The sequence below is a fragment of the Streptomyces sp. NPDC030798 genome, assembly GCF_055572275.1.
The window spans coordinates 170,104-195,429 of sequence record NZ_JBVIDR010000014.1; the positions used below are offsets into that span (position 1 = coordinate 170,104).

Here is a 25,326-nt window from a genome sequence, read left to right on the forward strand (position 1 = left end):
TCAGTCGGCCACGGGCACCGGGCCGGCGAGCCGGCGGCGGCCCGGAGGGGCCTTGCGGCGGCTCATCGCGTACCGGTCGAGCCACAGCGCGCCCAGCACGCCGGCCGCGAGGCCCAGCAGGGCCGTCCCCGCCAGGCCCCGGCTCTTGTTGCCCCGCACCTCGGCGACGCTCGGGGAGGTCAGCACGGAGGCGGTGATCCGCGCCTCGGCCGGGACGCCCTGCGCCGTCTGCAGCGCCTCCACGTGCCGGGCGTAGACGTCGATGATGCGGCGCACCGCCGTCACGGCCGCGTCGGGCCCGGACGCCTGCGACTGCACCTGCAGGGACGGGATCAGATAGCGGGGCGTCGCGCTGGTGCCGCTGTTGCGCGGGACGAGGTGGTAGGTGCCCCGCACGCCCGCCGCCGTCAGCTCCGCGGCGCCCGCCGGGGACTGCAGCTGCTGGACGACCGCGTAGGACACCACGGCCAGCGGCGGCTGCAGATTGGTCAGCTGGTTGGGCTGGTTCTGCGTCACCGGCGGCTTGAGGACGACCACCGCCGAGCCGGTGAACTGCGGGGCGGGACGCACCACGTGGTACGCCCCGGCGGCCGTCAGCAGCAGCGCGAGCACCACGACGTACCAGCGGCGCAGCAGCGCGTCGGCGACGTTCCCGGGCGACATGTGAGTTCCTTCCGTCCCTGCCGATACTGGCAGGAGGCACGGCGGGATGCCACCGAACGACGGGGGGACGGCTCATGAGCCTCGGTGAGATATGGGCGATTCTGCGCAGGCGTTGGTACTTCATGGTGCCTTTCACCGTGCTCAGCCTGCTCGGCGGCGGCTATCTGTACGCGACCGTCCCCGTCTCGTACCAGTCGCAGAGCTCGGTCGCGCTGCTGGACTCCTCGGCCGTCGCCCGGCTGGCCCCCACCTTCGGCAACCCCATCTCCAACGCGGGCGGTTCGCTCATCGTCACCGCCGACGTGCTGATCAGAACCCTCGAATCCAGCGACGCCGCCAAGGAGTTGCGCGGCCGGGGCGTCACGGACGCGTACACGGCCGGATTCGCGCCGGCCAGCGACAGCCCGCTGCTCGTGCTCAGCGTCACCGGCACCGACCGGGCGAAGGTGCTCGAGGAGACCAACACCCTGACCACCTTCGCAGGCGAACAGCTCAGCGCCCTGCAGGCCGCCGCGAAGGTCCCGCCCGCGTACTTCGTGCAGACGGCGCCCGTCGTCCTGCCGCAGACCCCGGTCGCCAAGTCGAAGAACCGCTACCAGGACATCGCGGCCGTCGTCATCCTGGGCGTCGTCAGCGCCTTCCTGCTGTCGATCCTGATGGAGGGCGTGGCCGTCGTCCGCCGCCGGCAGCGCGCCGCAGGGCCGCGGCGGACCCGCGCCCCGAAGCGGGTCGGGGCGGGCCCGCTGACCCGGAGGGTCGACGCCACCGCGATCCTCACCGTCTACCTGGTGCTCGCCTTCTTCATCCCCTCGAACCTGGCCCTGCCCGCGCTCGGCGGCGTCGGCACCCCCGCCAACGTCTTCGCCCTGCTCGGCCTGTTGTGGTACCTCGCGACCTGGCTCGGCGGCCGCATCCTGCCCGCACCGGGGACCCGGCTCGTCAGGGTCGCACTGTGCGTGCTCGGGCTGGCCGTCCTGGCGGCGTACGTCTCGGACGCGATGCGCGAGAGCTCCCACGAGGAGGTCCTCGGCGCCGATCGCGGGCTCATCGGGTTCCTGGTGTGGGTGTCGCTGGTCGTCCTGACCTCGGCGGGGGTGCAGGAACGCGGCCGGCTGGACGTACTGATGCGCCGGATGGTCGTCATGGGGTCCGTCGTCGCCGCGATCGGCTTCTACGACTTCTTCGCGGCCACCAACATCGCCGACTCCATCCACATCCCCGGGCTGCAGACCAGCGTGGCCCAGGTGTCCGTCATGGACCGCGGCGCCTTCACCCGGCCCCGGGCCACCACGGCCCAGCCGCTGGAGTTCGCCGGCATGCTGGCGATCCTCCTGCCCTTCGCGGTGCAGCAGGCCTTCGACCCGGTGCGCCGGCACCTCTCCGCGCCGCGCCGCTGGGGCCCGGTGGTGCTCATCGCCGGTGCGCTGCCCCTGTCCGTGTCGCGGACCTCGATCATCGGCCTGCTGCTGGTGGCCCTCGTGATGGTGCCGCGCTGGAAACCGGCCCGGCGCTGGGCCGCGATCGGCGTGATGACGGCCTCGGTGGCCGTGTTCAAGGTGCTCGTCCCCGGGCTGATCGGCACGATCACCGGCCTGTTCGCCTCGTTCCTGTCCAACTCCGACAGCAGCACCCAGGCCCGTACCGTCAAGTACAGCGCGATCGTGCCCTATCTGAAGGAGCATCCGCTGTTCGGGCGGGGCTTCGGCACCTTCACACCCGACCTGTACTTCTTCACGGACAACCAGTACATGCTGGGCCTGGCCGAGATGGGCGCGCTCGGGCTGGTCGCCCTGCTGGTCCTGTTCGTCACCGGCATCCATCAGGGCGGCGCCGTGCGGCGGCTGGCCCGTACCGAGGCCGACCGGGAACTGGGGCAGGCGTTCTTCGCCTCGTCGCTGGTCGCGCTGGTCATCAGCGCCACCTTCGACTCCCTCAGCTTCCCGATGTTCGCCGGCCTGTTCTTCCTGCTGCTGGGGGCGGGGGGCAGCTACCTCGGCCTCCTCCGGCGCGACGCGGCCCCCGCGGCCGTCCCGGATCCCCCCACCGCCTCCGAAGCCCGGCTTCCCGACCTCGTGGAGTCCCGTTGAGCACCGTCGCCGTCCTCGTCGTCACCTGGAACAGCGCCTCGGTGCTGCCCGGGTTCCTCGCCGCGCTGCCGGAGGGCATGGCCGGCCTCGACTGGCGGCTCGTCGTCGCCGACAACGACTCCGCCGACGACACCGTCGACGTCCTGAGGACACTGGCCCCCGCCGCCACCGTCGTCCAGACCGGCCGCAACGCCGGGTACGCCGCCGGGGTCAACGCCGCCCTGGCCGCGGCCGGCGATCACGAGGCCGTGCTGATCTGCAATCCCGACATCCGCATGCGGCAGGGCTGCGCCAAGCGCCTCGTCGACAGCCTCGGCGACGGCGTCGGGATCGCCGTACCCCTGCTGTACGAAGAGGGCCGGGACACGCCCCACTACTCGCTGCGCCGCGAGTCGAGCGTGCTCCGGGCCCTCGGCGAGGCCGTCATCGGCAACCGCCGCGCCGGGCGCTTCCCCGCCCTGAGCGAGCTGGTCACCGACCCCGACGCCTATCGGCGGCCCACGCGCGCCGACTGGGCGACCGGAGCGCTCATGGCGATCTCGGCCGACTGCCTGGCCGCCTGCGGCCGGTGGGACGAGTCCTTCTTCCTCTACTCGGAGGAGACCGAGTACTGCCTGCGCGCCCGGGACCTCGGACACGTCACGCGGCTGGAGCCGGCCGCCGAGGCCGTCCACCTCGGGGGCGACTCGCAGGTCTCGCCCCGGCTGTGGACCCTGCTCACGCTCAACCGCGTACGCCTGTACGGCCGCCGCCACGGGGCCGCCGCCACCGCCTGCTTCCGGGGCGCCGTCTTCCTGCGCGAGGCGTCGCGGGCCGCGCTCGGCAGGAAGGCCAGCCGCGCGGCGGCGGGCGCCCTGCTCAGGCCGGGCGCGCTGCGGGCCGCGCCAGGGCCCTGAGTCCGCTCAGCCGGACCACGTCGTGTAGAAGCTCCCGGGGTTCACCAGGTACCGCACCGTGGCGTGCGGTACGTGGCGCACGGTGTGGCGGCGGCTGTAGCGGTGCACCAGCTCCCAGTCCTCGCGCGGCAGCACCTCCGGGGTCCGCCGCAGACGGCTGAAGTGCAGCGACCCGGTGCGCCGGGCGACGAACGCGTTGGTGTCCAGGAAGGACTCGCGGGCGGCCCGGCGCCGGTCGAAGGGCACGGACAGCACGTCCCGTTCCGTCCCGTCCGGCAGCACGCGGCGCAGCGCCGTGTAGACGCCGTCGGGCCCCTGGGGTTCCTCCAGGACCGCCAACGCCCGTTCCAGGTGGTCGGGCTCCCACAGGTTGTCGTCGTCCAGGAACGCCACGTACCGCGACCGGGTGAGCCGGACACCGACATTGCGCACGACGCCGGCCACGCCGGTGTTCCGGGCCAGGGAGACGGCGAACAGCCGTGGATCCTCCGGCAGTTCGGGAAGCCCGGCGCCGTCGTCGACCACGACGACCACCTGATCGCGCACGGTCTGCGCCAGAGCCGAGCGGACGGCCGCCCGCAGCTCCTCGGGCCGGCGGTGGGTGGCGATGACCGTGGCGACGAGCGCGGCGGGCGGCACGGCGGCGGCAGCCGCGAGGCGGCGGACCTCGGCGGTCTCGAAGCGGCGCAGCCGCAGCGCGGAGGGCAGCAACAGCACCTTGTTGCGCAGTTCGAACAGGACGAGCCAGCCGAAGGCGTGCTTCAACAGCTCCCAGGGGGCGCGGGCGATGCGTCGCATGATCCGTAGAACCTCTTCCTCAGCCGGCCGGCGCGGGGCTGATCGGGGTGCCGTCGGAGAACCGGTTGCCGCGCCAGACGTTCCCGGAGCCCTCGTTCCAGGCGGTGACGGCTCCGTATACGCCGGAATTGCGGTGGTACCGGGTGGAGAAGACGTTGTCCGTGACCGTGATGCCGGTGGCGCCCGTGCCACCCCCGTAGAGGGCGTACGCTCCGCCGGCCAGCAGGTTCCCGTCGATCACGGTGTTGCTGACGGTGCCGGTGTCGGAGAACAGGCCGATGCTCGCGGAAGCCCCCCGGTCGACGGCGACGGGGTTGAGCAGGGTGTTGTGGCGGATGACCAGCCGGCCCTTGTTGCCGCCGCCGCTGATCACCGCGTCGGTGTGCTGCCACTCCCCGCCGGCGTTGCGGAAGGGGACGAGGCCGTGGACGTAGGTGTCGTGGATGTACCCCTGGCCCATGGACAGGGCGTTGCCGAAGACGGAGACGTCGCACCAGCCGACCTCGACCGGGCTGGTGCCCATGTTGGACACGGCGTAGTCGACACCGCCGTTGTCGGGGCCCTTGCCGGGGACGGCGGTGATCGTGGTGTGGAGGATGCGGAGTCCGGTGTGACCGGGGCGCAGGTTGACTCCCCACCAGTTGGTGGACGTGATCCTGGAGTCGATGATCGTCACATTGTTCGCGTAGATGTCGAGCGAGCCGGTGATGTCCCAGCCCCGGATGACCGTCCCGTCGGCCTTGACGCTCATGTTGCCGGTGGCGTGCGGCTCGAGCGGGATGCGGGGGCCGGTGGTGCGGGCGTCGGGGAAACCGGCTTCCCGGGGCGCGGAGGGGGTGGCGCGAGCCGTACCGGGGGAGGGGCCGGGGGCCGCGGGTGAGGTGGAGCCGCTCGGGGGCGGGGTGGAGCTCTGCGCGGGCGGCGTCGTGGGCCGGGCAGGTGCGGTGGAGCCGTGCGAGGGCGGTGTGGGGCCGGCGCCCCCGGAGCCGGAGGAACCACCCGAACCGGCGGAACAGGCGGCGGTCAGCAGCAGGGCCAGGCCGGCGAGCAGCCGGCGGAGCCTCCTCACGCGGCCTCCGGCGCCCGGGAGCCGAGCAGGAACGAGCGGCTCGGCAGGACGCACACCACGTAGCAGGCCAGCGCGGCGGCGCCGATGCCGGACAGCGCGAGCGTGCCGTCGCCCAGGAGCCGCTTCGCGGCGAGGACCACCAGGGTCATCACCGCGCCGCCGAGGAACGGCCAGGCGCAGGCCCGGGCGACATGGGCGAGGCCGATCCCGGCCCGGCCGAGGGCGTAGAGGAAGGCGGGGACGACGAGACCCGCGGCGACCAGCACATGGCCCTGGGAGACCCCCACGATGCCGCCCAGACGGGCCCCGACGACGAGGACCGGTACCAGGGCGACCACCCACAGGGCCTGGACGAGGATGAGGGAGCGGCGCTGCCCCGTGGCGACCAGGCAGTCGTAGGCGAGTTCGCAGCCGATGCGGACCAGCCCCAGGGCCATCAGCCAGGGGAGCGCGTCGGCGGCCGGCAGCCACTTGCCGCCGTACACCAGGTGCACGACCGGGCCGGCGAGGCCGCCGAGCAGCACGCACAGCGGCACCGTGCCCGTCACCAGCACCCCCAGGGCGCGGCTGAAGCCCTGGGCGAGGGCCTGCGGGGAGTCGGCGAGGCGGGAGAAGCCGGCGAAGGAGACGCGGCGGGCCGCCTCGGAGATGATCCGCACCGGCCAGCCCGACATGTTGAACGCCAGGACGTAGAAGCCGAGCGAGACTCCGCCCAGCGTCGAGCCGACGACCATGGTGTCGACGTTGACGACGGCGAGGGCGAGCAGGCTCGCACCGGCCAGGGGGAGCCCGAACCGCAGCAGCGCACGCGCCTGTTCGGAATCCCAGCCGAACCGCAGGGTGCCGGGGGCGGCCAGGGCGCACCCGGCGAGGGCCGCGACGTTCCCGGCCACCGCGCCCCAGGCGAAGCTCATCGCGCCCCAGCCGGCGAACGCCAGCACCAGCGTCACCGAGGTGCTGAGCACGAAGTTGAGCGCGTCGATGACCATCCGCCTGCCCTGGGCGAACTCCCGGGTGAGGAAACCGGCGGGCACCTGGGCCACCCCGTCGATCACCAGGCACAGGCACATCACCCGCAGCACGCCCGAGGCATCGGGCGCATCGAGCAGGCCGGCCACCGTCGGCGCCGCACAGAAGAGGGCGGCGTAGAGCAGGCCGCTGGTGGCGGTGGCCAGGGTCAGGACGGTCGGCGCGAAGCGCCGGGGGTCGCCGTCCCAGCGGACGATGGCCAGGCTGACGCCCAGTTCGTTCGCGGAGAGCAGCACCAGAAGCACCGTCTGGGCGATGCCGTAGACACCCCACTGCGCCGGTCCGAGGGCCAGGCGCGCCAGCAGGATGCCGGTGGCGAAGTTGCCGAGGCGCATGACCACGGTGTTGATCAGGCTCCAGCGCGCCGCGGAACGGACCTTCCGGCCGAGGGACGCGGGGGCGGGGGGAGCGGGGGTGTCGCTCGGCTCAGCGGTCTCGCTGTCCGGTGTGCGAACGCTGTCCATGAGTCGACTCCTCGTCGAGCGGCTCGGCGGCGGGCGCCACGGCCATGACGGGCCGCCCCGCCCCCGGCTCGGCGGCGCGCCTGTTCTCGGCGGACCGCGACCAACTGGGCGGCGGCCGCAGGGCCATCGTCTGTTCCGCGACCGGTTCCGGGACCGGCCCCGAAACCGGCTTCGCAGCCCGTTCCTCGTCCCGTTCCTCGTCCCGCTTCGCGGCCTGTTCCCCGGCAGCGGGCTCGGGGACGGGGAGCCGCTGTGCGGGCTCCTCCGGTGAGCCCGGGGTGCGCGACCGGCGGCGCGCCTCCACGTAGAAGACGGCGACCAGGCTCAGCACCAGGCCCAGGACGCCGGCCATGACCAGGTACTCCAGCCGGGTCTTGGTCTGCGCGACCGGATTCTGCGGCGGCACGATCGTCGTCATGCGGATCATGGCCTTGGGGGCGACCGACTGCTGCTTCTGGAACTGGTCCAGCCGGTCCTTGGCGTAGGCGGTCAGGATCTTGTCCGAGGCCAGGACGGCGGACCTGTCGGAGCCGGTGACAGTGAGCCACATCAGCGGACCCTGCGCGTTGTCGGCGAGCTTGGCCTCGAACGTGCCCGTCGCGCCACGGGACTTCAGCTCCCGGACGGAGACGTCGGAGTTGAGGTTGCGGGCCAGGCTGTCGGCCATGCCGGTGAGCGAGGTCTGGGTGCTGAGGAACGGGTTGCCGTCGTAAGCGACGGTCGCCTTCTGGGAGTTGAGGAGGACCACCGTGCTCTGCGACTGGTAGGTGACCGGAACCGTCAGGGCCACGGCGGCCGTCAGGGCGGCGGTCAGCAGCAGCCCGGGCAGCAGGACGTACCAGCGCCTGCGCATGACCCGGAAGATCTCAGCGAGATCCATGGTGGTTCCCCCTCGCGACCCGACGTTCGACGAGCATATGTGGCATGCGGATCATATGGTGAACGCTTGTGCGGTGGGTCTCGGCCGGGTGCCCGCGGTCCCTCCCTCCAGCAGGACGTCGGCGATACGGTCGCTCGCGTGGCCGTCCCACAGTCCGGGCCGGCGCGGCGCGGGCGGATGCTCCAGCACCCGGTGCACGGTGGACACGATCCGCGCCGGGTCCCGTCCGGCCAGCACATTGGTGCCCTCCTCGACGGTGACGGGCCGTTCGGTGTTGTCCCGCAGGGTCACGCAGGGCACGCCCAGCGCGGTGGTCTCCTCCTGGATGCCACCGGAATCGGTCAGCACGAGGCGCGCGGCGTCCTGCAGGGCGATGAAGTCCAGGTATCCGGCGGGCGGCACGAGCCGGATGCCGCCGGGCACACCGATCTCGGCCAGCCGTCCGGCCGCCCGCGGGTGCACGGGAAGCAGCAGCGGGCAGTGGCCGGCGATCTCGCCGAGGGCCTTCAGCAGCCCGGCGAGCACCCCGGGGTCGTCCACGTTGGCGGGGCGGTGCAGGGTGACCAGGCCGTACCCGCCCCGGGACAGGCCGTACCGGGCGAGGACGTCACAGGCGCGGGCCCGCTCCAGATTGGCCAGCAGCGTGTCGATCATGACGTTGCCGACCAGGTGGATCTGGTCCTCCCGGTACCCCTCCGCGCGCAGGTTCTCGGCGGCGTCGGGGGAGGGGGCCAGCAGGTAGTCGCTGACGCGGTCGGTGGCGACCCGGTTGACCTCCTCCGGCATGCTCCAGTCGCGGCTGCGCAGGCCGGCCTCGACATGCGCCAGCAACGGCCCTGCCTTGGCGGTGACCAGGGCACAGGCCAGCGTGGAGTTGATGTCGCCGACCACGACGACGATGTCCGGGGACACCTCGTCCAGGAGCGGCTCGAACGCGGTCATCACGCGTCCGGTCTGCTCGGCGTGCGTGCCGGAGCCGACCCCGAGGAAGCGGTCGGGCGGCCGGATGCCGAGGTCGGCGAAGAACACGTCGTTCATGGCCGGGTCGTAGTGCTGGCCGGTGTGGACCAGGACCACCTCGGCGCCCCGGCGCTCCAGGGCGTCCATCACCGGTTTGATCTTCATGTAGTTGGGGCGCGCCCCGGCGACGCAGACGATGCGTGGCATGGCTCAGAGCACCTCGATCGTCGGTCCGGACGGCAGCCGGCGGCGGCAGTCGAGCACGAACGGCGCGTGTGCGGCGACGAGTTCGTAGTCGAAGCCGTCGTGATCGGTGAGCAGCACCACCACGTCGGCGGCCGACAGCTCCTCGGTCGTCAGGTCGACCCGCACCAGCCGGGTGTCCACCGGCAGGCTCTCCACCACGTGCGGGTCCGCCGCCCTGACCTGGGCCCCCATGTCGAGCAGGAGCTGGGAGATGCGCAGGGCGGGCGACTCGCGGGCGTCGCCGGTGTTCTTCTTGTAGGCCAGGCCCAGCAGCAGGATGCGCGAGCCGTTCACGGAACGGCGTCTTTCGTTGAACAGGTCGCTGATCCGGCGCGTCACGTACTCGGGCATGTGGTTGTTGATGTCGTTGGCCAGTTCCACGAACCGGAAGCTCTGGCCGAGTTCGCGCTGCACCCGCCAGGACAGGTACGAGGGGTCGATCGGCAGGCAGTGGCCGCCGACGCCCGGCCCGGGCGTGAACTTCATGAACCCGAAGGGCTTGGTGGATGCGGCGTCGATCGCCTGCCAGACGTCGATGTCCAGGTGGTGGGCGAACATCGCGATCTCGTTGACCAGCGCGATGTTCACGTGGCGGAAGGTGTTCTCCAGCAGCTTGGCCAGCTCGGCCTCCTTGGGCGAGCTCACCGGCACGGTGGTGTCGACGAGTTGCCCGTAGAAGTCCTGAACGGCCTTCAGGGAGGCGGCGTTGACGCCGGAGACGACTTTCGGAGTCTGCTCGAAGCCCCAGACCGCGTTCCCGGGGTCGATCCGCTCGGGGCTGTAGCCGAGGTGGAAGTCGGTGCCCGCGGTGAGGCCCGAGCCGTCCTCCAGGATCGGGGCGAACAGCTCCTGGGTGGTGCCGGGATAGGTGGTCGACTCCAGCACGACGGTGGCGCCGGGGCGCAGATAGCGGGCGAGGGCGACCGCCGACTCCTTGATGTAGCGCAGGTCGGGCGTGCCCTCGTGCAACGGGGTCGGGACGGTCACCACGGCGACGTCGAAACCGCCGCAGTCCCGGGCCGAATCGCTCGGGCGGTAGGTGCGGGCGTCCAGCGCCGCGCGGATCCGCTCGGAGGAGACGTCCTCGACGAAGGACTCACCGGCGGCCAGGCTCTTGATCCGCCGGGAGTCGACGTCGTAGCCGATCACCTCGTGTCCGACCTCGGCGGCCCGGATGGCCAGGGGCAGGCCGACGTATCCCTGTCCGACCACGACGACGCGCATCAGTGACTCCTGTTCGCGGGAGCGGGCGACGGGGTGAGCCGGATGAACTCGCGCGCCGTCATGAGGGCGAAGGCAGCATTGGTGGTGAGATAGCGCCGGCCCAGCCGGCGCGGCTCCTGCAGCGCGCGGTAGAGCCATTCCAGGCCCCGCCGCTGCCAGGACTCCGGGGCCCGCTTGGTGACGCCGGCCAGGATGTCGAAGGAGCCGCCGACGCCGTGCACGACGCGGGCGCCGGTGCGTGCGCCGTGGGCGGCGGTGAAGACCTCCTTCTTCGGCGAGGTCATGCCGAGGAACAGCATCTGGGCGCCGCTGCGGGCGACGGCGTCCGCTATGGCCTCCTGCTCGGAGTCGTCGAAGTAGCCGTTGCGGCTTCCGGCCACCTTCAGGGCGGGGAAGCGGCCCGCCACCCGGCGCAGCATCTCCTCCAGCACCTCCTGCCTCGCGCCGAGGAAGTACACGGAGATGCCCGCCGACTCCGCCTCGGCCAGCAGCCGCAGGAACAGGTCGATGCCCGCGACCCGTTCCGGCAGCGGGGCGCGCAGTAACCGGCCGGCCCAGACCACGGCCTGGCCGTCGGCGAGGACCAGATCGCAGCCGGACACCGCGCGGGCCAGCCGGGGGTCCCGCCGCATGTTCACCAGCTTCGCGGCGTTGACCACGCCGATCTCCAGCCGGCTGCCCTCCCGCACCGCCTCCAGGCAGCGCTGCACGGTCTCGTCCATGGTCAGCGGGTCGACTTCGACCCCGAACAAGGACTGACGCCCTCTCATATCCGGCCCCCCTGCCAGGCGTGGAGCATCCAGCCGAACTCGTACGGCCGGCATTCGCGGTCCACGAAGACCGGGCGGTACACCCGGTCCAGGGACGACAGCCGCAGCCTCGGCGAGACCCGGGCCCCCAGTCCCCGGGCGGCGCGCACGGCCTTCTTCGGGTCGCCCCGGTGGACCTTGCGCCAGGTGACGCCGAGGTCGTCGAGGATCATCGGCTCCCGCTTCTCCGGGCGGACGGCCAGTTCGGGCACGTCCGTCATCCAGCGCAGTCCCCTGCGGACCGCCGCGCCGAAGTCGGTGCCGCCGGCGTCGGCGAGGTCGAACAGGGCGGTCGGCGCCATCGCGTGCTGGTGGACGCTGTAGACCGGGTAGCCCTCCACGACACCACCGGTGCGCGCGTCGTAGTGCCACCACCACTGCCCGCCGTCGCCCTGCAGGGCGCAGATGCGCGCCGCGCAGGCCTCCGCCGCGGCCAGCGCCTCCGGATCGCCGTCGCCGCTCGCGTGCGCGCGGGCCAGGGCCTGCAGCGGGTACGTCTGGTCGGCGAAGCAGCTCACATGGGCGCGGTACCAGGGCAGCAGGCCGGGCCCGGTGGCGTGCGGGAACAGCGGGCTGTCCCCGATCCGGGCCCGCAGCAGACGATCCCGAGCTGCGGAGAAACGTCTCTCCACATCGACCGTGCCGCGCGCCGCCGCGAGGGCGGAGAGCACCCACGCCGCCTCGACGGTGTACTGCGGCCGGCCCTCCTCGTCCAGTTCCCCGACCCGCGCGAGGACGTCGGACAGCTTCGGGTGCCCGGTCTCGGCGGCGGCCCATGCGATGAGCGCCGCGTCACCGAGGTTGGTCACCGCGGGCAGCGACTCGACCAGCAGTCCGGTGAACTCCTCGGCGCTGCGGCCCGCGAGCACCGCGCGCTGGCGGTCCTCGGGCAGGAACCGGACGCCCAGCGCGGTGATGGCCGCGTACCGGGTGCTGGTCCCGCGCCGCTCCAGGGACCAGGAACCGTCCGGGGCCTGCCGTCCGGCCAGGGTGAAGGCGAAGGCCTCGCCGCCCGGGAGCAGCATCGACGGCAATCCCGACTCGGCGACCGTGAGCAGCCGTTGGGCGAGCGCGAGCAGCGGCGGCTCCTCACGACCGAGCGCCGCCAGACGTGTGATGGTCATCGTGTGGGCACACCAACCCCCCATTGGGTCCTCGGTAACGCGGACTCGTGACCGCCGCGGCACGCACGGCCACGCGGCGGAATGCGGTAGACGGACATCAGGCGACGGAGCGGTGCGCGCCCCTCGCATCAGGCATGGGTGTCCCCACCCGGTAACCCCCCCTGGGCACTGCCGGTTTGTGCGTCAGCCGTGTCCGGCCTGCACAGTTCGCACACATGTTAGGCCTGCAGATGTTCGAGGATCCGTGTTTTGACGGAATCAAGTACTCAGATGCGTTCGGTGAGTCCGTCGTCCTTCTCGTCGTACAGTGCCCCCGTCTCCGGGCACTCCCAGACGCCGGGCTCGCCCTCCCGCTCGTCCAGGCGCACACCGGCCCGCCCGACCCAGCCGATGCGCCGCGCCGGAACGCCGGCCACGAGCGCGAAGTCCGGCACGTCCCGGGTCACCACGGCGCCCGCCGCGACCAGCGCCCAGCGGCCGACACGCACCGGCGCCACGCACACCGAACGGGCGCCGAGCGACGCCCCCTCGGCCACCACCACGGCCACGGCCTCCCAGTCGCCGCCGCGCTTGAGGTTGCCCCGCGGGTCCACCGAGCGGGGGTAGGAGTCGTTGGTGAGGACCGCCGCCGGGCCGACGAACACCCCGTCCCCGAGCACCGCCGGCTCGTAGACCAGCGCGTAGTTCTGCAGCTTGACGCGGTCGCCGATCCGCACGCCCGGGCCGACGTAGGCTCCCCGGCCCACGATGCAGCCGCTGCCCAGCCGGGCGTCCTCCCGTATCTGGGCCAGATCCCAGACCGTCGTCCCCTCGCCGATCACGGCCGTCTCGTCGACCTGCGCGGTCGGCTGGACCTTGACGTTCACAGGCTGAAACCTTTCTCCTCTTGGGTTCTCCGGTCGGCCGCCCTACGACGAGATGCGTACCTTGCTGTGGTCACCGAGGACGAGCCGGTGGGCGGCGGGTTTGCGGGCCGCGGGAGTGACCTCGACGTCGCGGCCGATGAGGGAGGCCTCCACCCGCCGGACACCGGTCACCGAGGAGCCGCGCAGCACGATCGAGTACTCGATCTCGCTGTCCTCGATCCGGCAGTCCTCGGCCACCGAGGTGAACGGACCGACGTAGGAGTCGGTGATCACGGTGTGCGCGCCCACGGCCACCGGGCCCACGATCCGGCTGCCGGTCACCTTCGCCCCCGGCTCGATGCGCACCCGGCCGATGATCTCGCTGTCGTCGTCCACCGTGCCGTCGATCCGGCGTTCCAGACCCTCCAGCACCGAGCGGTTGACCTCGAGCATGTCGGTGACGTTCCCGGTGTCCTTCCAGTACCCGGAGACCGTCGTGGAGCGCACGTCCCGCCCCGCGTCGATCAGCCACTGGAGGGCGTGCGTGATCTCCAACTCGCCGCGCCGGGACGGCTCGATCGCACGCACGGCCTCATGGACGGCGGGGGAGAACAGATACACGCCCACCAGCGCCAGCTCGCTCTTCGGCTGCTCGGGCTTCTCCTCCAGGCCGGTCACCCGGCCCGCCGCGTCCAGTTCGGCCACCCCGAACGCGGTCGGGTTCGGCACCTTCGTCAACAGGAGCTGCGCGTCGGGCCGTTCGGTGCGGAAGGCGTCCACCGGATCCTTGATGCCGCCGACGACGAAGTTGTCGCCGAGGTACATCACGAAGTCGTCCTCGCCGAGGAAGTCCCGGGAGATCAGCACCGCGTGGGCCAGCCCGAGCGGCGCCGCCTGAGGGATGTAGGTGACGTCGACGCCGAACGCGGAGCCGTCGCCGACCGCCGCCCGGATCTCCTCCGCGGTGTCCCCGACGACGATCCCCACCTCGGTGATGCCGGCCTCGGCGATCGCCTCCAGACCGTAGAAGAGCACCGGCTTGTTCGCGACCGGTACGAGCTGTTTCGCCGAGGTGTGGGTGATGGGGCGTAAACGCGTACCTGAGCCGCCGGACAGCAAGAGTGCCTTCATGGGCGATCAGCCTACTTACGCCGGACTCGTCGACGGAGCGATTCCGCACACCGCGCGGAACCCCTCCGGCGGGCAGCCGCTCAGTCGCCGTCGGCCGCGGCCCGGGCGACACGCACGGCGAAGTCCGTGACCGGCCACGCCGGCCGCTCCGACAGCGGCCGCAGCGCGGCGGACACGAGCGCGGCGAGCCGCGGGCCGGCGCCCACCTCCGTGAGCCGTGGCACCACCTGCTCGTGCGCCCGCTGATAGGGCGGATCCTCACCGGTGAGCAGCCAGTGGGCCACGGCCGCGAGCGAGTAGAGGTCCGACTGACGGCTGCGGTGACTGTCCCCGGCCCGGATCTCCGGCGCCACGTACGGCGACGGGTTGCGGCTGAAGAGCCGGGAGACCGACGCGGTGGCCGTGCGCGGCACCCGCATCCACTCCAGCATCGACACCTTGTAGTACGGGCCGTCCGGGGCGCCCGGCGGAGGCGTGCACCGGTACGCCGAGTCCGGCGACAGATGGCGCAACACGACACCGCCGGCGTGCAGTTCGCTCACCGCGGCGGTCAGCGCGGCGACGACACCGGCGGCCTCGGCAGGGGGCAGCGGGGCCGGCAGCGAACGCACCGGGTGGTCGTGCTCCCAGACGTACGCCACCAGCAGATGCGGCTCCACCGCGTAGGTGTCCCGGGGCAGCAGCACCGGCCGGAAGACCCGCTGGGCCAGGTCGGGACGGTCCGCCAGCGCCCGGGACACCGCGTGCGTCCGGTCGCTCAGGGCCCGGCGCAGGTCCTCCGCCTCGGCCTGTGGCAGCGTGGTCATGTTCTCGCCGATGACCTTCAGGTAGTGCGGCAGGCCGTTCGCCTCCGCCCGGTAGGCCTGCCAGCCGTCGCCCAGGGCCTGCAGGGCCTCCAGCCGGAAACCGGAGAGCACCCGCGGGGTGGCGATCTCGCCGACCAGGCGCCGCAGACAGTCCTCGAACCCGGGCGGGCGGCTGCCGCCGGGGGCGATCGCCCGGACCCGGCCGACCAGCTCCGCGGGATCCTGCGAGACCAGCGTCCTGGCCGCCTCGGACCCCGGATCGGCCAGCGCGGGGACCCGGGGGACGACCAGCACACAGGCGGTCCGTCCCGGCCAGCCGGTCTGCCGCTTCAGGGCGGGGGCGAGCTGCCGCAGCAGGGGCAGCGGGGAGTGGCTGGTGTAGGCGCGGGTGCCGCCGGGCGGCGGCGGCCAGGTCTCGGCGGCCGGATCGAGCCCGTCGGCGAGCCGCCAGTTCTTGCACTCCACGGCGATGAGCACGTCGCCGCGCAGCACGACGCAGTCGACGTCGGTGTCCCGCCCCTGCCGGTCGGCCCGGGCGGCCACGATCACGGCGTCGGACGGATCGAGGCCGGCCGCCAGGGCGTACGCGACCTTGCGCTCCTGCTCCGTCTGGTACGGGCCGAGCTGGTAGAGCCGTGCCCCGCGTCCGGCGGCAGCGTCGGCCGGGGCCCGCGGCGCGGGCGGGACGGGCCCGGAACCGGCACCGGGACGGTCCGTGCCGGGCCGCGGACGGGCGGTACCCGGCCCCTCGGCGGCCGCGGGCTCCCCCTGAAGTGCCGTCAGGAGCGCCGAGGCGGACGGCCGCTGACCCTCCTCGCCGAGCGAGCGGCGCAGCGCCCGCACCCACACCTCGGGCACCTGAGCCGGCAGGCGGTCCAGTTCGGCCGCCGGACGGTCCACCGCGCCCGCGCCGAGCAGCAGGGCGACCGTCACCGAGGCCCACGACCACACGTCCGCCGCCTGCGGAACCCTGCGCACACGCCCCTGGCGGATCTCTGGCGCCACATGGACGCTGCGCACCTCCGCGCGCAGCAGATCCGTGCCGCCGCGCCGGTCCCCGACCCGGGCGTGGACCGCGCCCACCAGCGTCACGGTGCGGCCGTCCTCGTTCGGGAAGACCAGCTCGGGCCGGATCGACTGGTGCACGATGGCCCGGGCGTGCCGGTCGGCGAGCGTGCGCAGCAGCGCCAGGGAGTGCCCCAGCGCCTCTGCGGTGCTCAGCCCGGCGTGCAGCCGGGCCGCCAGGTCCTCACCGGGCGGCAGCGGGAGCGGTACGACGAGACGGGCGCCGTTGTCCACCGTGAACGGAGCGAGCACCGGCCCGTACGCCGACCGGTGGGCCACATCGTGCTCCCGGCCGGCACCGGGCGCGGCGCTCGCGTCGTTGGGCCCGATCACCAGGGCCACCCGCTGCTGCTGCCCGGCGCGGTCGACGTGGACGCCCTCGTGCACGACCCAGGTGTCCTGGTACGTCAGCATCCTGCCGCGCCGGTAGCCGTTGTCCGGCCAGGACTGCGGCAGCCGGGGGTGCAGCCGGCCGCGCAGCTCCTGCGGTGCCGTGGTCCGGCGGCCGGGAGACAGGGACGCCAGCCAGGAGTCGAGCCCGCTCAGCGGCACCAGGGTGTGCCGTGCGTCCAGCTCCACGGCGCTCACGTCCACGTCGTCGTGGTGGACCACGACGCCCACGGTGTCGGCCTGTCGTCCCAGCTTGCTGTAGAGCACCGACCGCTTGTGCCGCACCCGGTGGAACGGATTGGGCACCGTCGTGCGCACGCTGCCCAGCTCGTGGTGCCAGTGATAGGCGGCGCCGTGCCCCAGCACCCGGCCCCCGGCGGCCGACAGCAGATGGACCACGACGGCGGTGCCGGGCAGCAGCACGACGGCGTCGTCCTCCGTCGGGTACGCGTAGGAGGCCTGCTCGCCGGACGGGGAGTGGTACGGCAGCACGATCCGGCCGGGGCGGGCCGGCAGGGCGGCGGCGAGCCGGGCCGGCCACCCGGTGGCGGCGGGCGACGGCCCCGGGCGGGGGCCGGGCACGGGACGGGAGGCGGGTGCGGTCATGTGTGCAGCACTCTCTGCAGTTCGGTCGCCAATTCGTCGGCGCTTTCGAGCCGGTCGCCGACGTCGGGGCTCAGCGCGTCGCGCAGGATGTTCGACAGCGCCCGCGACGACGTTGCCTTCCTGACGATCTGGAAGTGGTTGTCCAGGACGGATCCGAAGGCGAGCTGCTCGTCGTCCAGACAGTCGTGGAACGCCTTCCGTTCGGGGTGGACGAGTTCGAACAGGGTGGCTGCGAGCGAGTAGACGTCGTCCTGGGGAAGCACGCCCCGGGGGTCGATCGCGAGGTCGTAGACGCACTGCTCGGGAGGGGCGTACCGGTTGTCGAAGGCGTGGTCGCGGAGGATCGGGCTGGCCTTGCCGTTGAGGTTGCCGCCGCCCCAGTCCAGCACGGTGACCCGGCGGTCGGGCGCCAGCAGGAGGTTCTCCGGTTTGAGGTCGCCGTGGGTGAGGCCACCGTCGAGGTAGGCACGCGCAACGATCCTCGCGGCCTCGGCCACCCACCCGACCGCCTCCTGCCACGCGTACGGGTGACGGTCGTGCTGTCGAACGATCAGGTCCAGGGGTCGGCCCTCCGTCCACTCGAAGACGAACCAGCGGTTGTCCACCACCCGGTGCTCGTGAAGCAGCCGGGGAACGCCCCCGCTCACGCTGCGCTCCAGGGCCTCGAACCGGGCCATCAGGAGCTGGAACTGGTCCTCGTCGCCGTCCGGGTTGAGCAGTTTGGCCACGGCGGTGCGCCCGTTGAGGGTCACCTGGCGGGCGGCGGCGAAGTCACCGATCCTCTGCTGCCCCAGCCCGTCACCCAGCACGAAACCGACCCGGACCAGCGCCTCGGCCGGGTCCTCCGCCCGCTCCCGCTCCGGCTCCGGTGCCGGGGCCGCGGCCGCCCGCGCCTTGGCCCGCTGCTGCCGGCGGGCGTGCCGCTCCTTCAGACACAGCCAGACCAGCCGGTTCGACCAGACCCAGTCGCTCTGCCCGTCGCGCCGGATGAGACCGAGTTCCTTGATCCGGTCGAGGGCGTGCTCGACCTCCTCGTCCACCGTCGGCGTGTCCACCGCGTCGCCCTTGATCGTGGGATCGGGCTCGTCCGGCAGGTTCGTCCCGTTCTCCAGCAGATAGGCGACGGCCCGGTCCACGCCGGGCTCGTCCTGCAGGTCCAGGATGGGCCGGAGGACCTGGGGGTCCTGCACCAGTGCCTGCGCGGCGACCTCGACGTCCTCCGGGGTGATGATCGACGCCTTGTGGTGGAGCAGATGGGCCGCCAGGTACTCGCCCATGCAGTGCACGTGATAGGGGTAGCCACCGGTGTAGGCCACCACCCGGTCCATCGCCAGCTGCTGCACGTGGACGCTCTCGTCGAAACCCCGGCGGAAGATCGACCGGGCCTGTTCGGGCTCCATGAACCCGACCGGGAAGGGGAAGATCTCGCTCGTCAGGTTGCTGTCATGGGGCGCCAGCCGGTTGATGAGGCTGTCGTAGCTGCACGAACCCAGCGTCAGCACCAGCAGCGGTGTGCCGGTGTCGATGATCAAGCCCCGCAGCTGGTTGCCCAGGTCCCGGATCGACGCCCCCGAGTCGCGCACCTGGTCCAGCAGTGTCTGGAACTCGTCGATCATGAGGAGCAGACACCAGTCGTGCAGGTCCTCGAGCCTGATGGACCTCAGCCACTTGGCGAAGGCGTACCCCGTGGCCGGCATCGGCTCGGAGAACCGGGCTCCCGCCGGCCAGGACTTGTTCAGCTGATCGACGATCTCCTCGGCGAACCACTCCCACAGGGGCGGCGCGCCCAGTCCCGGATTCCACTGGTCCCCGCTGAGGTCCACGGCGATCATCCCGGGAATGGGCCACTCGGCCGGGTCCCGGGGCAGCGGATGCACCGCCAGGGACCGGGCCAGCGTCGTCTTGCCGACCTGCCGGGGACCGTGCAGGAACCGGACCGGGGCGGAGCGATGGCCCTCGTACTGGTACCGCAGCTGGGTGACTTCCGCCTTCCGGGGCACCCTGATCCTGCCCTCGGCGGGACTGCTCCTGGCGAACGAGTGGTTGCCCACTTCCTCGGACCGGCTCTGCACCGGATAGGTGATCTTCAGGGGCTGTGGCTCGGCCTCCTCCGATCGGTACCGCCAGAAGTCCAGCTCCACCCGTTGCACCTGGCGCAGCTCGTCGACCCGGAAGACGACCCGCTCCCGCACACCGCGGCGCAGCTCCACCTCGGCGTACGGCGAGCCGTTGTAGCCGACGCGCACCCTTCCGGCGTCCTGCCGCGCCTCCACCGTCAGGCTCACGTGCAGCGGGCCGTCGCCGTGGCACCACAGCTCGGCGTCGGTCACCTGGAACGCTTGGTCGTCGTGGCGCGGCAGCAGCCGCCGGGCGGACTCCTCCCAGAGCCGGTGGGTGACCTTGCTGACCCGCACCGTCATCGTCCGCAGCGCGGGATCGGCGACGCGCCGGCACTGGCCGAGGGCCTGGTTGCGCAGGTCCATCAGGCGGGCCCGGCCCTCCTCGGTGTCGATGTCCTGGGCGAGCTGGCGGTGCCACACGTCGATGAGCTGGTCGACGATCACCTCGTCCGGACTGCCGTGCACCACGGCGCGCAGCGACTCCGCCACCCGGTCCAGCCGGTGCTCCGCCTCCCACTGGGCGTCGACCATGTCGACCGCCTCCAGGGAGACCACCTCCGCGTTCAGGTCCAGCAGCAGGCTCTCGTGGGCGACCTCGTCCCCGCGCAGGATCTCCAGTTCCCGGGTCCGCATCGGCAGGCCCAGCTCCTGCTTGGTGGCCAGGGCCTCCCGGTGCAGGGCGGGGTCGCCGCTGCTGCGGGCCGCCTGGATCCACTCCTCGACGGCCGTGGCAAGCCTGGGCCGGCCGCGCACCGACAACTCGTGGACCACCTCCTTGTACGCGAACGCGGCCTGGTCGCTCTCGCCGTCCTGCCAGAGCATGCGGGCGTAGATCCACCGCGCGTCCGGCGAGGTCGTCCGCCGCTGTTCGATCAGCGAGCGCAGGAGCTGGAGCCGGCGGTGCGAGGGCTGTTCCCGGCGCAGCTCCTCGGAGCGCGCGCTCGCCACCTTGCCGAGCAGCGTGCCCCGGATCTGCCGGGCGACCTGGGTCAGCATCAGATGGTCGGGACGCCGGGTGTTCAGCGCCGTCTGCACGATCTCCTGCAGCGGCGGCTGCGGACGCATCAGCCACCGGTAGGCGTCCACGACCAGTCCGTCGTCGTCGGCGTCCTGCGCGAGCAGCAGCGCCACCGCCGCGAACAGCCGGCCGAGGCCCGGCGGGCGGTCGGTGGCCACGGACAGCAGGGTGCGCGCGGCGGCGCCGGGGTCGGACAACTGGTGCAGTTCCAGGCCGGCTTGTGCCAGCGGCAGCTCGGTGCGGCCGAGTGCCAGGTCCTGCGCGCGGATCCGTTCGATCTCCGCGACCGCCTCGGCGGCGCCTCCCACGGCGTACGCCGCCCCGACCCGGGGCCGGATGAAGGAACTGCTGAACAGGAAGCCGTCGATGAGCTGGCGGGCGACGTCCGGCGTGCCGCTGCGGACCAGCGCCAGCACCAGGTTGGCGGCGATCACCTCGTTGCGCGGCTGGGCCTCGAACGCCGTGCGCCAGGCCCGGGCCGTGTCGTGCCAGCGGTCCTCCTGCGCCGCCTGCAGGCCCTCGGCGAAGGCCTGGGCCGTGGTGGCGTGCATCCGCTCCGCGTCGGCCTGGGTGACGGACCGCAGCGCCGGCTCGACGTACCGCTCCGCCTCGCCGGCCAGCCCCTCGATCAGCCGGCCGTACCGGGCGCGCAGGGCGCCGGTCCGCTCCGCGAAGCCGGGGGAGCCCGGCTCGTTGCCCCGCAGCGCGTCGTACACGCTCTGGGCCGCGGTGCGGTCCTCCCACTCGGCCGGCTTGGCCCGGGAGTACCTCCGCTCGGGCACGACCTGTGCCACGACCTGCGGGAGCCCGGCCCTCAGCTGCGCGGCGGGACCGGTGCCGGCGGGCGCCGGTGCGGCGGATCCCGCGACGGCGGAGGCGCTGCCCGAGGTGAGCAGGCCACCGGGCGACGGCCGGCCCACGGCACGGAAGATCTCGTCCAGCCGGGACCGGTCCTCGGCGGACAGCGTCGCCCAGCTGCTGATCTGTGCCTCGATCTCCAGGGTGTCCGCCGCTTCCTCCAGCAGCCCCAGCCGGGCGTAGGCGGCGGCGATGTTCCAGGCGGCGGAGGAACCGGTCCACAGCTCCCCGCTGTGACTCCGGTAGAGCTCGAGCGCCTGAGCCGCCCGGTCCGCGGCAACCAGCGCGCCCAGGGCATGCGGATAGGCGATCACATGCCCGGCCTCCAGCGCCGCGCACCAGGCGTCGGCCGCCGCCGTGGGGCCTTCGAGCTGCTCGAGCTCCTGCGCCTCGTGCAGCGGCGAGGCCTCGCCGCCCACGCGCGAGGGCAGCACCAGCGGGTTGAGCCGCGGCTGCAGCGGGACCGCCCGGTCCGGCACCGGTTCCAGCGGCTGCCGGGGCAGCGGTGGCGTGGTGCGGGCGGCGAGCCGCTCGGCCTCCTCGTCCCGGCCGCTGCGGCGCAGCAGCCCGCCCAACTGGTGCCAGATCCGGGGGCGTTGGGCCGGACGGCAGAGCGCGGCGAACTCGGACAGCAGCCGGGCGGCCTCCGCGTGGTCGCCCAGGTTCTCCAGGACCACGGCGAGGCGGCCCACCAGCTGAGGGTCCTTGCCGGCGAGGACCTGCTCCACGAGCCCGGCCGGCACCTGGTGGTCCGGCTGCTCGGCGGCCCGCTCGATCAGCAGGTCGAGCAGCGTCAGACAGGCCCAGGTCGCGGGCCGCTCCAGCTGCTGGGCGACCGCGAGCACGGCCGACGGCCCCTGCTCGTCCAGCAGCTGACGCGCGGGCTCGAGCAGCGCGGCCTTGTTCTGCGGGGCGTTGAGGGCCCGCTGGACGAGGTGCTGCTCCAGGGTCGGGGCGGGCCGGCCGAGCGGGCTCTGGGGCAGGGTGGGCGTGGGCGGGGTGACGATCCGCGAGGTGCCGATCCGCCGGTCGAGCTGGGCCGTCCAGTCGGCCGGGCCGCCCAGCGCGGCGACCCGCTGCCGCATCTCCAGTGCGACGCCCGGGCGCCCGGCCGCGACGGCCACCAGCCCCGCCTCGTAGCACAGCCGCCAGTCCTCCTCGCCGAGCGCGCGGCGCTGGGAGACCAGGGCGAGCGCGTCGTCCAGCCGCCGGCCCTCCCGCCAGATCTTCATCAGCAGCAGCCGGCCCGGACTGCGCGGTGCCGCCTCCACGAGGGCGCGCAGCAGTACCTCCGCGTCGGACGGGCGGCCCACCGTGTACAGGCGCTTGGCCAGCGATTCGAAGTGCTGGCCGGTGGCGCTGCTGATCCGGGCGGGCGGCCGCGGACCGGAGCCGGAGGCGCCCGACGGGTGCGGCGGCACCGGGCGGTGGGCCGCGACGAGGACCTCGACCGCCGACGACCAGACGGCCTGCGGTGGTACGTCCCCGCTGCTCAGCGCCTGCTCCAGGGTGCGGGCGGCGCCCTCGGTGTCCCCGGCGAGACGCTGCGCGCAGGCCCGGTTCCACAGCATCCAGCCGGAGGCGCCGGCGGGCAGCAGGGTGTCCGCCCAGCGGGCGGCGAGGTCCGCTGCCCCCGCCCGGCAGGCCCAGCCGACGGCCGCGACGGCGGCGGCGGGCGCGGCGGGACCGGGGGCGTCGGCGGCCCAGTCGGCGAAGGCGTGCGCGGCCTCCAGCGGGCTCTCGGTACGGGCCAGCGCGGCGTGCAGCCCGTCCGGCAGGGTGTCCGAGGCCGGCGCCAGCAGATCCTCGTGCAGCAGCAGCGGCGGCAGGCCCGGGACCGCCGCTCGCGGCTCGGCGGGTCGCACCGGCGCGGGCTTGGGCGGCGCGGCCGGCAGACCCATGGAGTGGGCGAGCCGGCGCTCGAGCTGCAGCCGGTGCTGCTCGGGCGCGCCGGCCTCGGCGAGCCGGTCGCGCAGTTCGGCGGCGCGCCGGGTGTCGCCGCTGTCGACGGCGACCAGGGCCAGGTCGAAGGCGAGCATCCAGTCGTCGGCCCGGCGGGCGCTCATCCGGGCCACGAACCGCTCGGCGTCGGCCAGCCGGTGCTCCTCCCGGTAGATCTTCATCAGCAGGGAGCGGCCCGGCGCCGTCGGCTGCACCTCCGTCAGGCTCTCCAGCAGCAGCTCGGCGTCGGCGGTGCGCCCGGCCAGCCGGAGCTGCTTGGCCGTCGCCTCGAACCGCTGGGCCACGAAGGCGTCCATCCGCACCTCGGGGATGGGACCGGACTTGAGCGGCTCACGGAACGGACAGGGCCGTCCCACGGCGCGGAACAGGTCCAGCACCGGCTGTACGACCAGCTGCGGCGGGCTGTCCCCCAGGCGGCCCACGGCCTCGAAGGCGTCGGCGGCGCCCTCGAGGTCACCGAGGGCGCCGCGCGCACAGCCCTCGTTCCAGAGGCGGCCGGTCGAGCGGCCCGCCGGTCCGGCGAGGCGGGCGTGCCGGCGCAGCGCGTCCTCGGGCCGCTTGGCCAGCACCGACCAGCCGACGGCGCACACCGCTGCGGCCCGCTGCACCGGACCGGAGCCGCTGCCGGCCAGTTCCTCGAAGGCCTGGGCGGCTTCCTCCGGGTCCCGGATCCCGCGCAGGGCCTGCACCAGCAGCGGGCGGGGCGGCTCCGCCAGCAGTTCCGCCAGCAGCACGACGGGCGGGATCACCACCGGCTCGCCGCTGCGTACGGCCGACACGGCGCGGGAGCGGCCGCGCGCCCCGGCGCCCGAGGACCGGCCCGGCCCCAGCCGCTGGGCCATCTCCTCGGCCAGCGACAGCAGTTGGTCGGCCGCCTCCTCGTCCTCCGTGCGTTCCACGGTGTCGAGGATCTCCGCGAGACGGGCCGCGGCCGCGCCCTCCCCGCCGCTCCTGTCTTCGTCCTCGGCGCCCGCGTGCCCGGCGGCCAGTTCGGCGATCTGCTCGCGCAGGGCACCGGTCCGCTCCAGGCGCTTGCCGCGCAGGACCAGGGGGCGGGCCAGCTCCAGGAAGGGGTCGACCTGTCTGGTCCAGCCCTGGGCGACCTCCGCGCGGACCTCCTCCAGGAAGGCCATCAGCTCCGGGCTCTCCCCGATGTGCCGGGCGACGCCGGCCAGCCGGCCGCGGATCGCCGCCAGTTGCGCGTGCGCCTCGGCGACCACACCTCCCGTACGGCCGGTCTCGCCGAGCACGAGGGCGGGCCGCAGGGCCTCCTCCGGTTCCAGCAGCCTCAGGTGGTCATCCAGCAGATCCAGGACGGGGACGACGTCGAAGACGTCGGTGTCCTCCTCGGTGAGGTCCAGCAGGACGAGGGGCAGCAGGGCGCGCGCGGGAGCGGAGAGCTGGGCCGTCTCGTCGTCGCCGAGGCGCAGCGTCACGGGCGGCGGGGACTGGCGCACGATGTCGGTCAGGGCGACCACCTCCCGCATCCGGTCGGCGATCCGGTCGGCGGTCTCCACGATCTGCTGGTAGCGCACCCCGCCCAGGGGCAGTGGTTTGAGCAGCGCGTTGTTGACCGCCTTGACGGCGTCGGCGGAGGACTTGGTCAGCAGCAGACAGGCCTCCGGGCCTTCGTCCCGGAAGGCCTGCAGAGGACGCAGGAACAGGTCGCGGCCCATGACCCGGTTGGCGGCCGCGGCCTCCTCGGTCTCGGCGGTCAGCCGCCGGTGGGCCTCGCGCAGCAGCCCGCCCTGGGCGGCGTACAGGGCCGGGCGGCCGCCCGCCTGGACGATCGGCTGCAGCAGGTGCTTCAGGGCACGCGGCAGCGCGTCCTCACTGTGGAAGGTGCCCGTGGTGAACCGGCCGGCCCAGGCGAAGTGCCAGAAGTCGAGCAGGGCACCGACGCCGTCGGGGTCCTCGGTGATGAACGCCCGGGCCAGCGCCTCCACCTGGCCCACGGCGAGCGACTTCTCCGGGGCGACGGCGTGGGCGTGGAAGAGCGCCTGACGGGCGACGACCACGGCGACCGGGGCGGCGGCGGTGGCGGTGCCGAGATCCGGTTCGGCGGTGGAGCCGGACGTCAGCCACGTGGTCCAATGTTCAACGGCCGATGCCCATTCCACAGCCTCGCCCACCCGTGCCCCCCGAGATGTCGAACGTGTGACTGAGAGTCAAAGTGCCGCGCGCCACCGGTCCTTGGAGTGGATCGGCAAGCGGGGCGGAGGCACCTCAGATTATCAGCTTCGACGCGAACCGGACCCCGGACGGAGCAGCCGGAA

General features: G+C 73.3%; 15 protein-coding genes. 2 read left to right on the forward strand and 13 right to left on the reverse strand.

Translation table 11 applies throughout. The features are described from left to right. Positions 1 to 663 (reverse strand): hypothetical protein, encoded by a 663-nt coding sequence (locus ACZ404_RS29170; RefSeq protein WP_468444951.1) that lies wholly within the window; start codon positions 661 to 663, stop codon positions 1 to 3. A 74-nt stretch (positions 664 to 737) separates the two neighbouring features. Between ACZ404_RS29170 and ACZ404_RS29175 the strand changes: the two genes are divergently transcribed. Both ACZ404_RS29175 and ACZ404_RS29180 read left to right on the forward strand, forming a co-directional pair. Further along, the gene (locus tag ACZ404_RS29175) at positions 738 to 2,750 is read left to right on the forward strand and encodes an O-antigen ligase family protein (protein ID WP_468444953.1); all 2,013 of its coding nucleotides are present in this window, start codon (positions 738 to 740) and stop codon (positions 2,748 to 2,750) included. After that, a complete protein-coding gene (locus ACZ404_RS29180) occupies positions 2,747 to 3,646 on the forward strand; it encodes a glycosyltransferase family 2 protein (RefSeq protein WP_468444955.1) in 900 nt (299 codons plus the stop codon). The genes ACZ404_RS29175 and ACZ404_RS29180 overlap by 4 nt, the downstream gene beginning before the upstream one ends. Positions 3,647 to 3,652: 6 nt before the next feature. On the opposite strand, the gene ACZ404_RS29185 is transcribed toward ACZ404_RS29180, so the two are convergent. From ACZ404_RS29185 to ACZ404_RS29240, 12 genes are all read right to left on the reverse strand, one after another. Then, complete coding sequence (locus tag ACZ404_RS29185) at positions 3,653 to 4,444, reverse strand: glycosyltransferase family 2 protein (protein ID WP_468444957.1); 792 nt, start codon at positions 4,442 to 4,444, stop codon at positions 3,653 to 3,655. A 19-nt stretch (positions 4,445 to 4,463) separates the two neighbouring features. After that, positions 4,464 to 5,513 (reverse strand): hypothetical protein, encoded by a 1,050-nt coding sequence (locus ACZ404_RS29190; RefSeq protein ID WP_468444959.1) that lies wholly within the window; start codon positions 5,511 to 5,513, stop codon positions 4,464 to 4,466. Then, the gene (locus ACZ404_RS29195; RefSeq protein WP_468444961.1) at positions 5,510 to 7,006 is read right to left on the reverse strand and encodes an oligosaccharide flippase family protein; all 1,497 of its coding nucleotides are present in this window, start codon (positions 7,004 to 7,006) and stop codon (positions 5,510 to 5,512) included. Before ACZ404_RS29195 ends, ACZ404_RS29190 begins: the two co-directional genes overlap by 4 nt. Further along, the gene (locus ACZ404_RS29200; protein ID WP_468444963.1) at positions 6,969 to 7,886 is read right to left on the reverse strand and encodes a Wzz/FepE/Etk N-terminal domain-containing protein; all 918 of its coding nucleotides are present in this window, start codon (positions 7,884 to 7,886) and stop codon (positions 6,969 to 6,971) included. The genes ACZ404_RS29195 and ACZ404_RS29200 overlap by 38 nt, the downstream gene beginning before the upstream one ends. Positions 7,887 to 7,937: 51 nt before the next feature. Continuing rightward, entirely contained in the window at positions 7,938 to 9,053 is a 1,116-nt protein-coding gene (gene wecB / locus ACZ404_RS29205; RefSeq protein WP_468444965.1) for a non-hydrolyzing UDP-N-acetylglucosamine 2-epimerase, read from the reverse strand. A 3-nt stretch (positions 9,054 to 9,056) separates the two neighbouring features. After that, a complete protein-coding gene (locus ACZ404_RS29210; RefSeq protein WP_468444967.1) occupies positions 9,057 to 10,316 on the reverse strand; it encodes a nucleotide sugar dehydrogenase in 1,260 nt (419 codons plus the stop codon). Next, a complete protein-coding gene (locus tag ACZ404_RS29215; RefSeq protein ID WP_468444969.1) occupies positions 10,316 to 11,086 on the reverse strand; it encodes a WecB/TagA/CpsF family glycosyltransferase in 771 nt (256 codons plus the stop codon). The genes ACZ404_RS29210 and ACZ404_RS29215 overlap by 1 nt, the downstream gene beginning before the upstream one ends. Further along, positions 11,083 to 12,249, reverse strand: coding sequence for a hypothetical protein (locus ACZ404_RS29220; RefSeq protein WP_468444971.1), 1,167 nt, complete (start codon positions 12,247 to 12,249; stop codon positions 11,083 to 11,085). Before ACZ404_RS29220 ends, ACZ404_RS29215 begins: the two co-directional genes overlap by 4 nt. A 266-nt stretch (positions 12,250 to 12,515) precedes the next feature. After that, positions 12,516 to 13,115 (reverse strand): acyltransferase, encoded by a 600-nt coding sequence (locus tag ACZ404_RS29225; protein WP_468444973.1) that lies wholly within the window; start codon positions 13,113 to 13,115, stop codon positions 12,516 to 12,518. 42 nt (positions 13,116 to 13,157) lie between these two features. After that, the gene (locus ACZ404_RS29230) at positions 13,158 to 14,225 is read right to left on the reverse strand and encodes a glucose-1-phosphate thymidylyltransferase (protein ID WP_468444975.1); all 1,068 of its coding nucleotides are present in this window, start codon (positions 14,223 to 14,225) and stop codon (positions 13,158 to 13,160) included. A gap of 80 nt (positions 14,226 to 14,305) precedes the next feature. Next, positions 14,306 to 17,092, reverse strand: a complete 2,787-nt coding sequence (locus ACZ404_RS29235; protein WP_468444977.1) for a serine/threonine-protein kinase — start codon at positions 17,090 to 17,092, stop codon at positions 14,306 to 14,308. Continuing rightward, entirely contained in the window at positions 17,089 to 25,170 is an 8,082-nt protein-coding gene (locus tag ACZ404_RS29240) for a protein kinase domain-containing protein (RefSeq protein ID WP_468444979.1), read from the reverse strand. The genes ACZ404_RS29235 and ACZ404_RS29240 overlap by 4 nt, the downstream gene beginning before the upstream one ends. Positions 25,171 to 25,326: the final 156 nt, after the last annotated feature.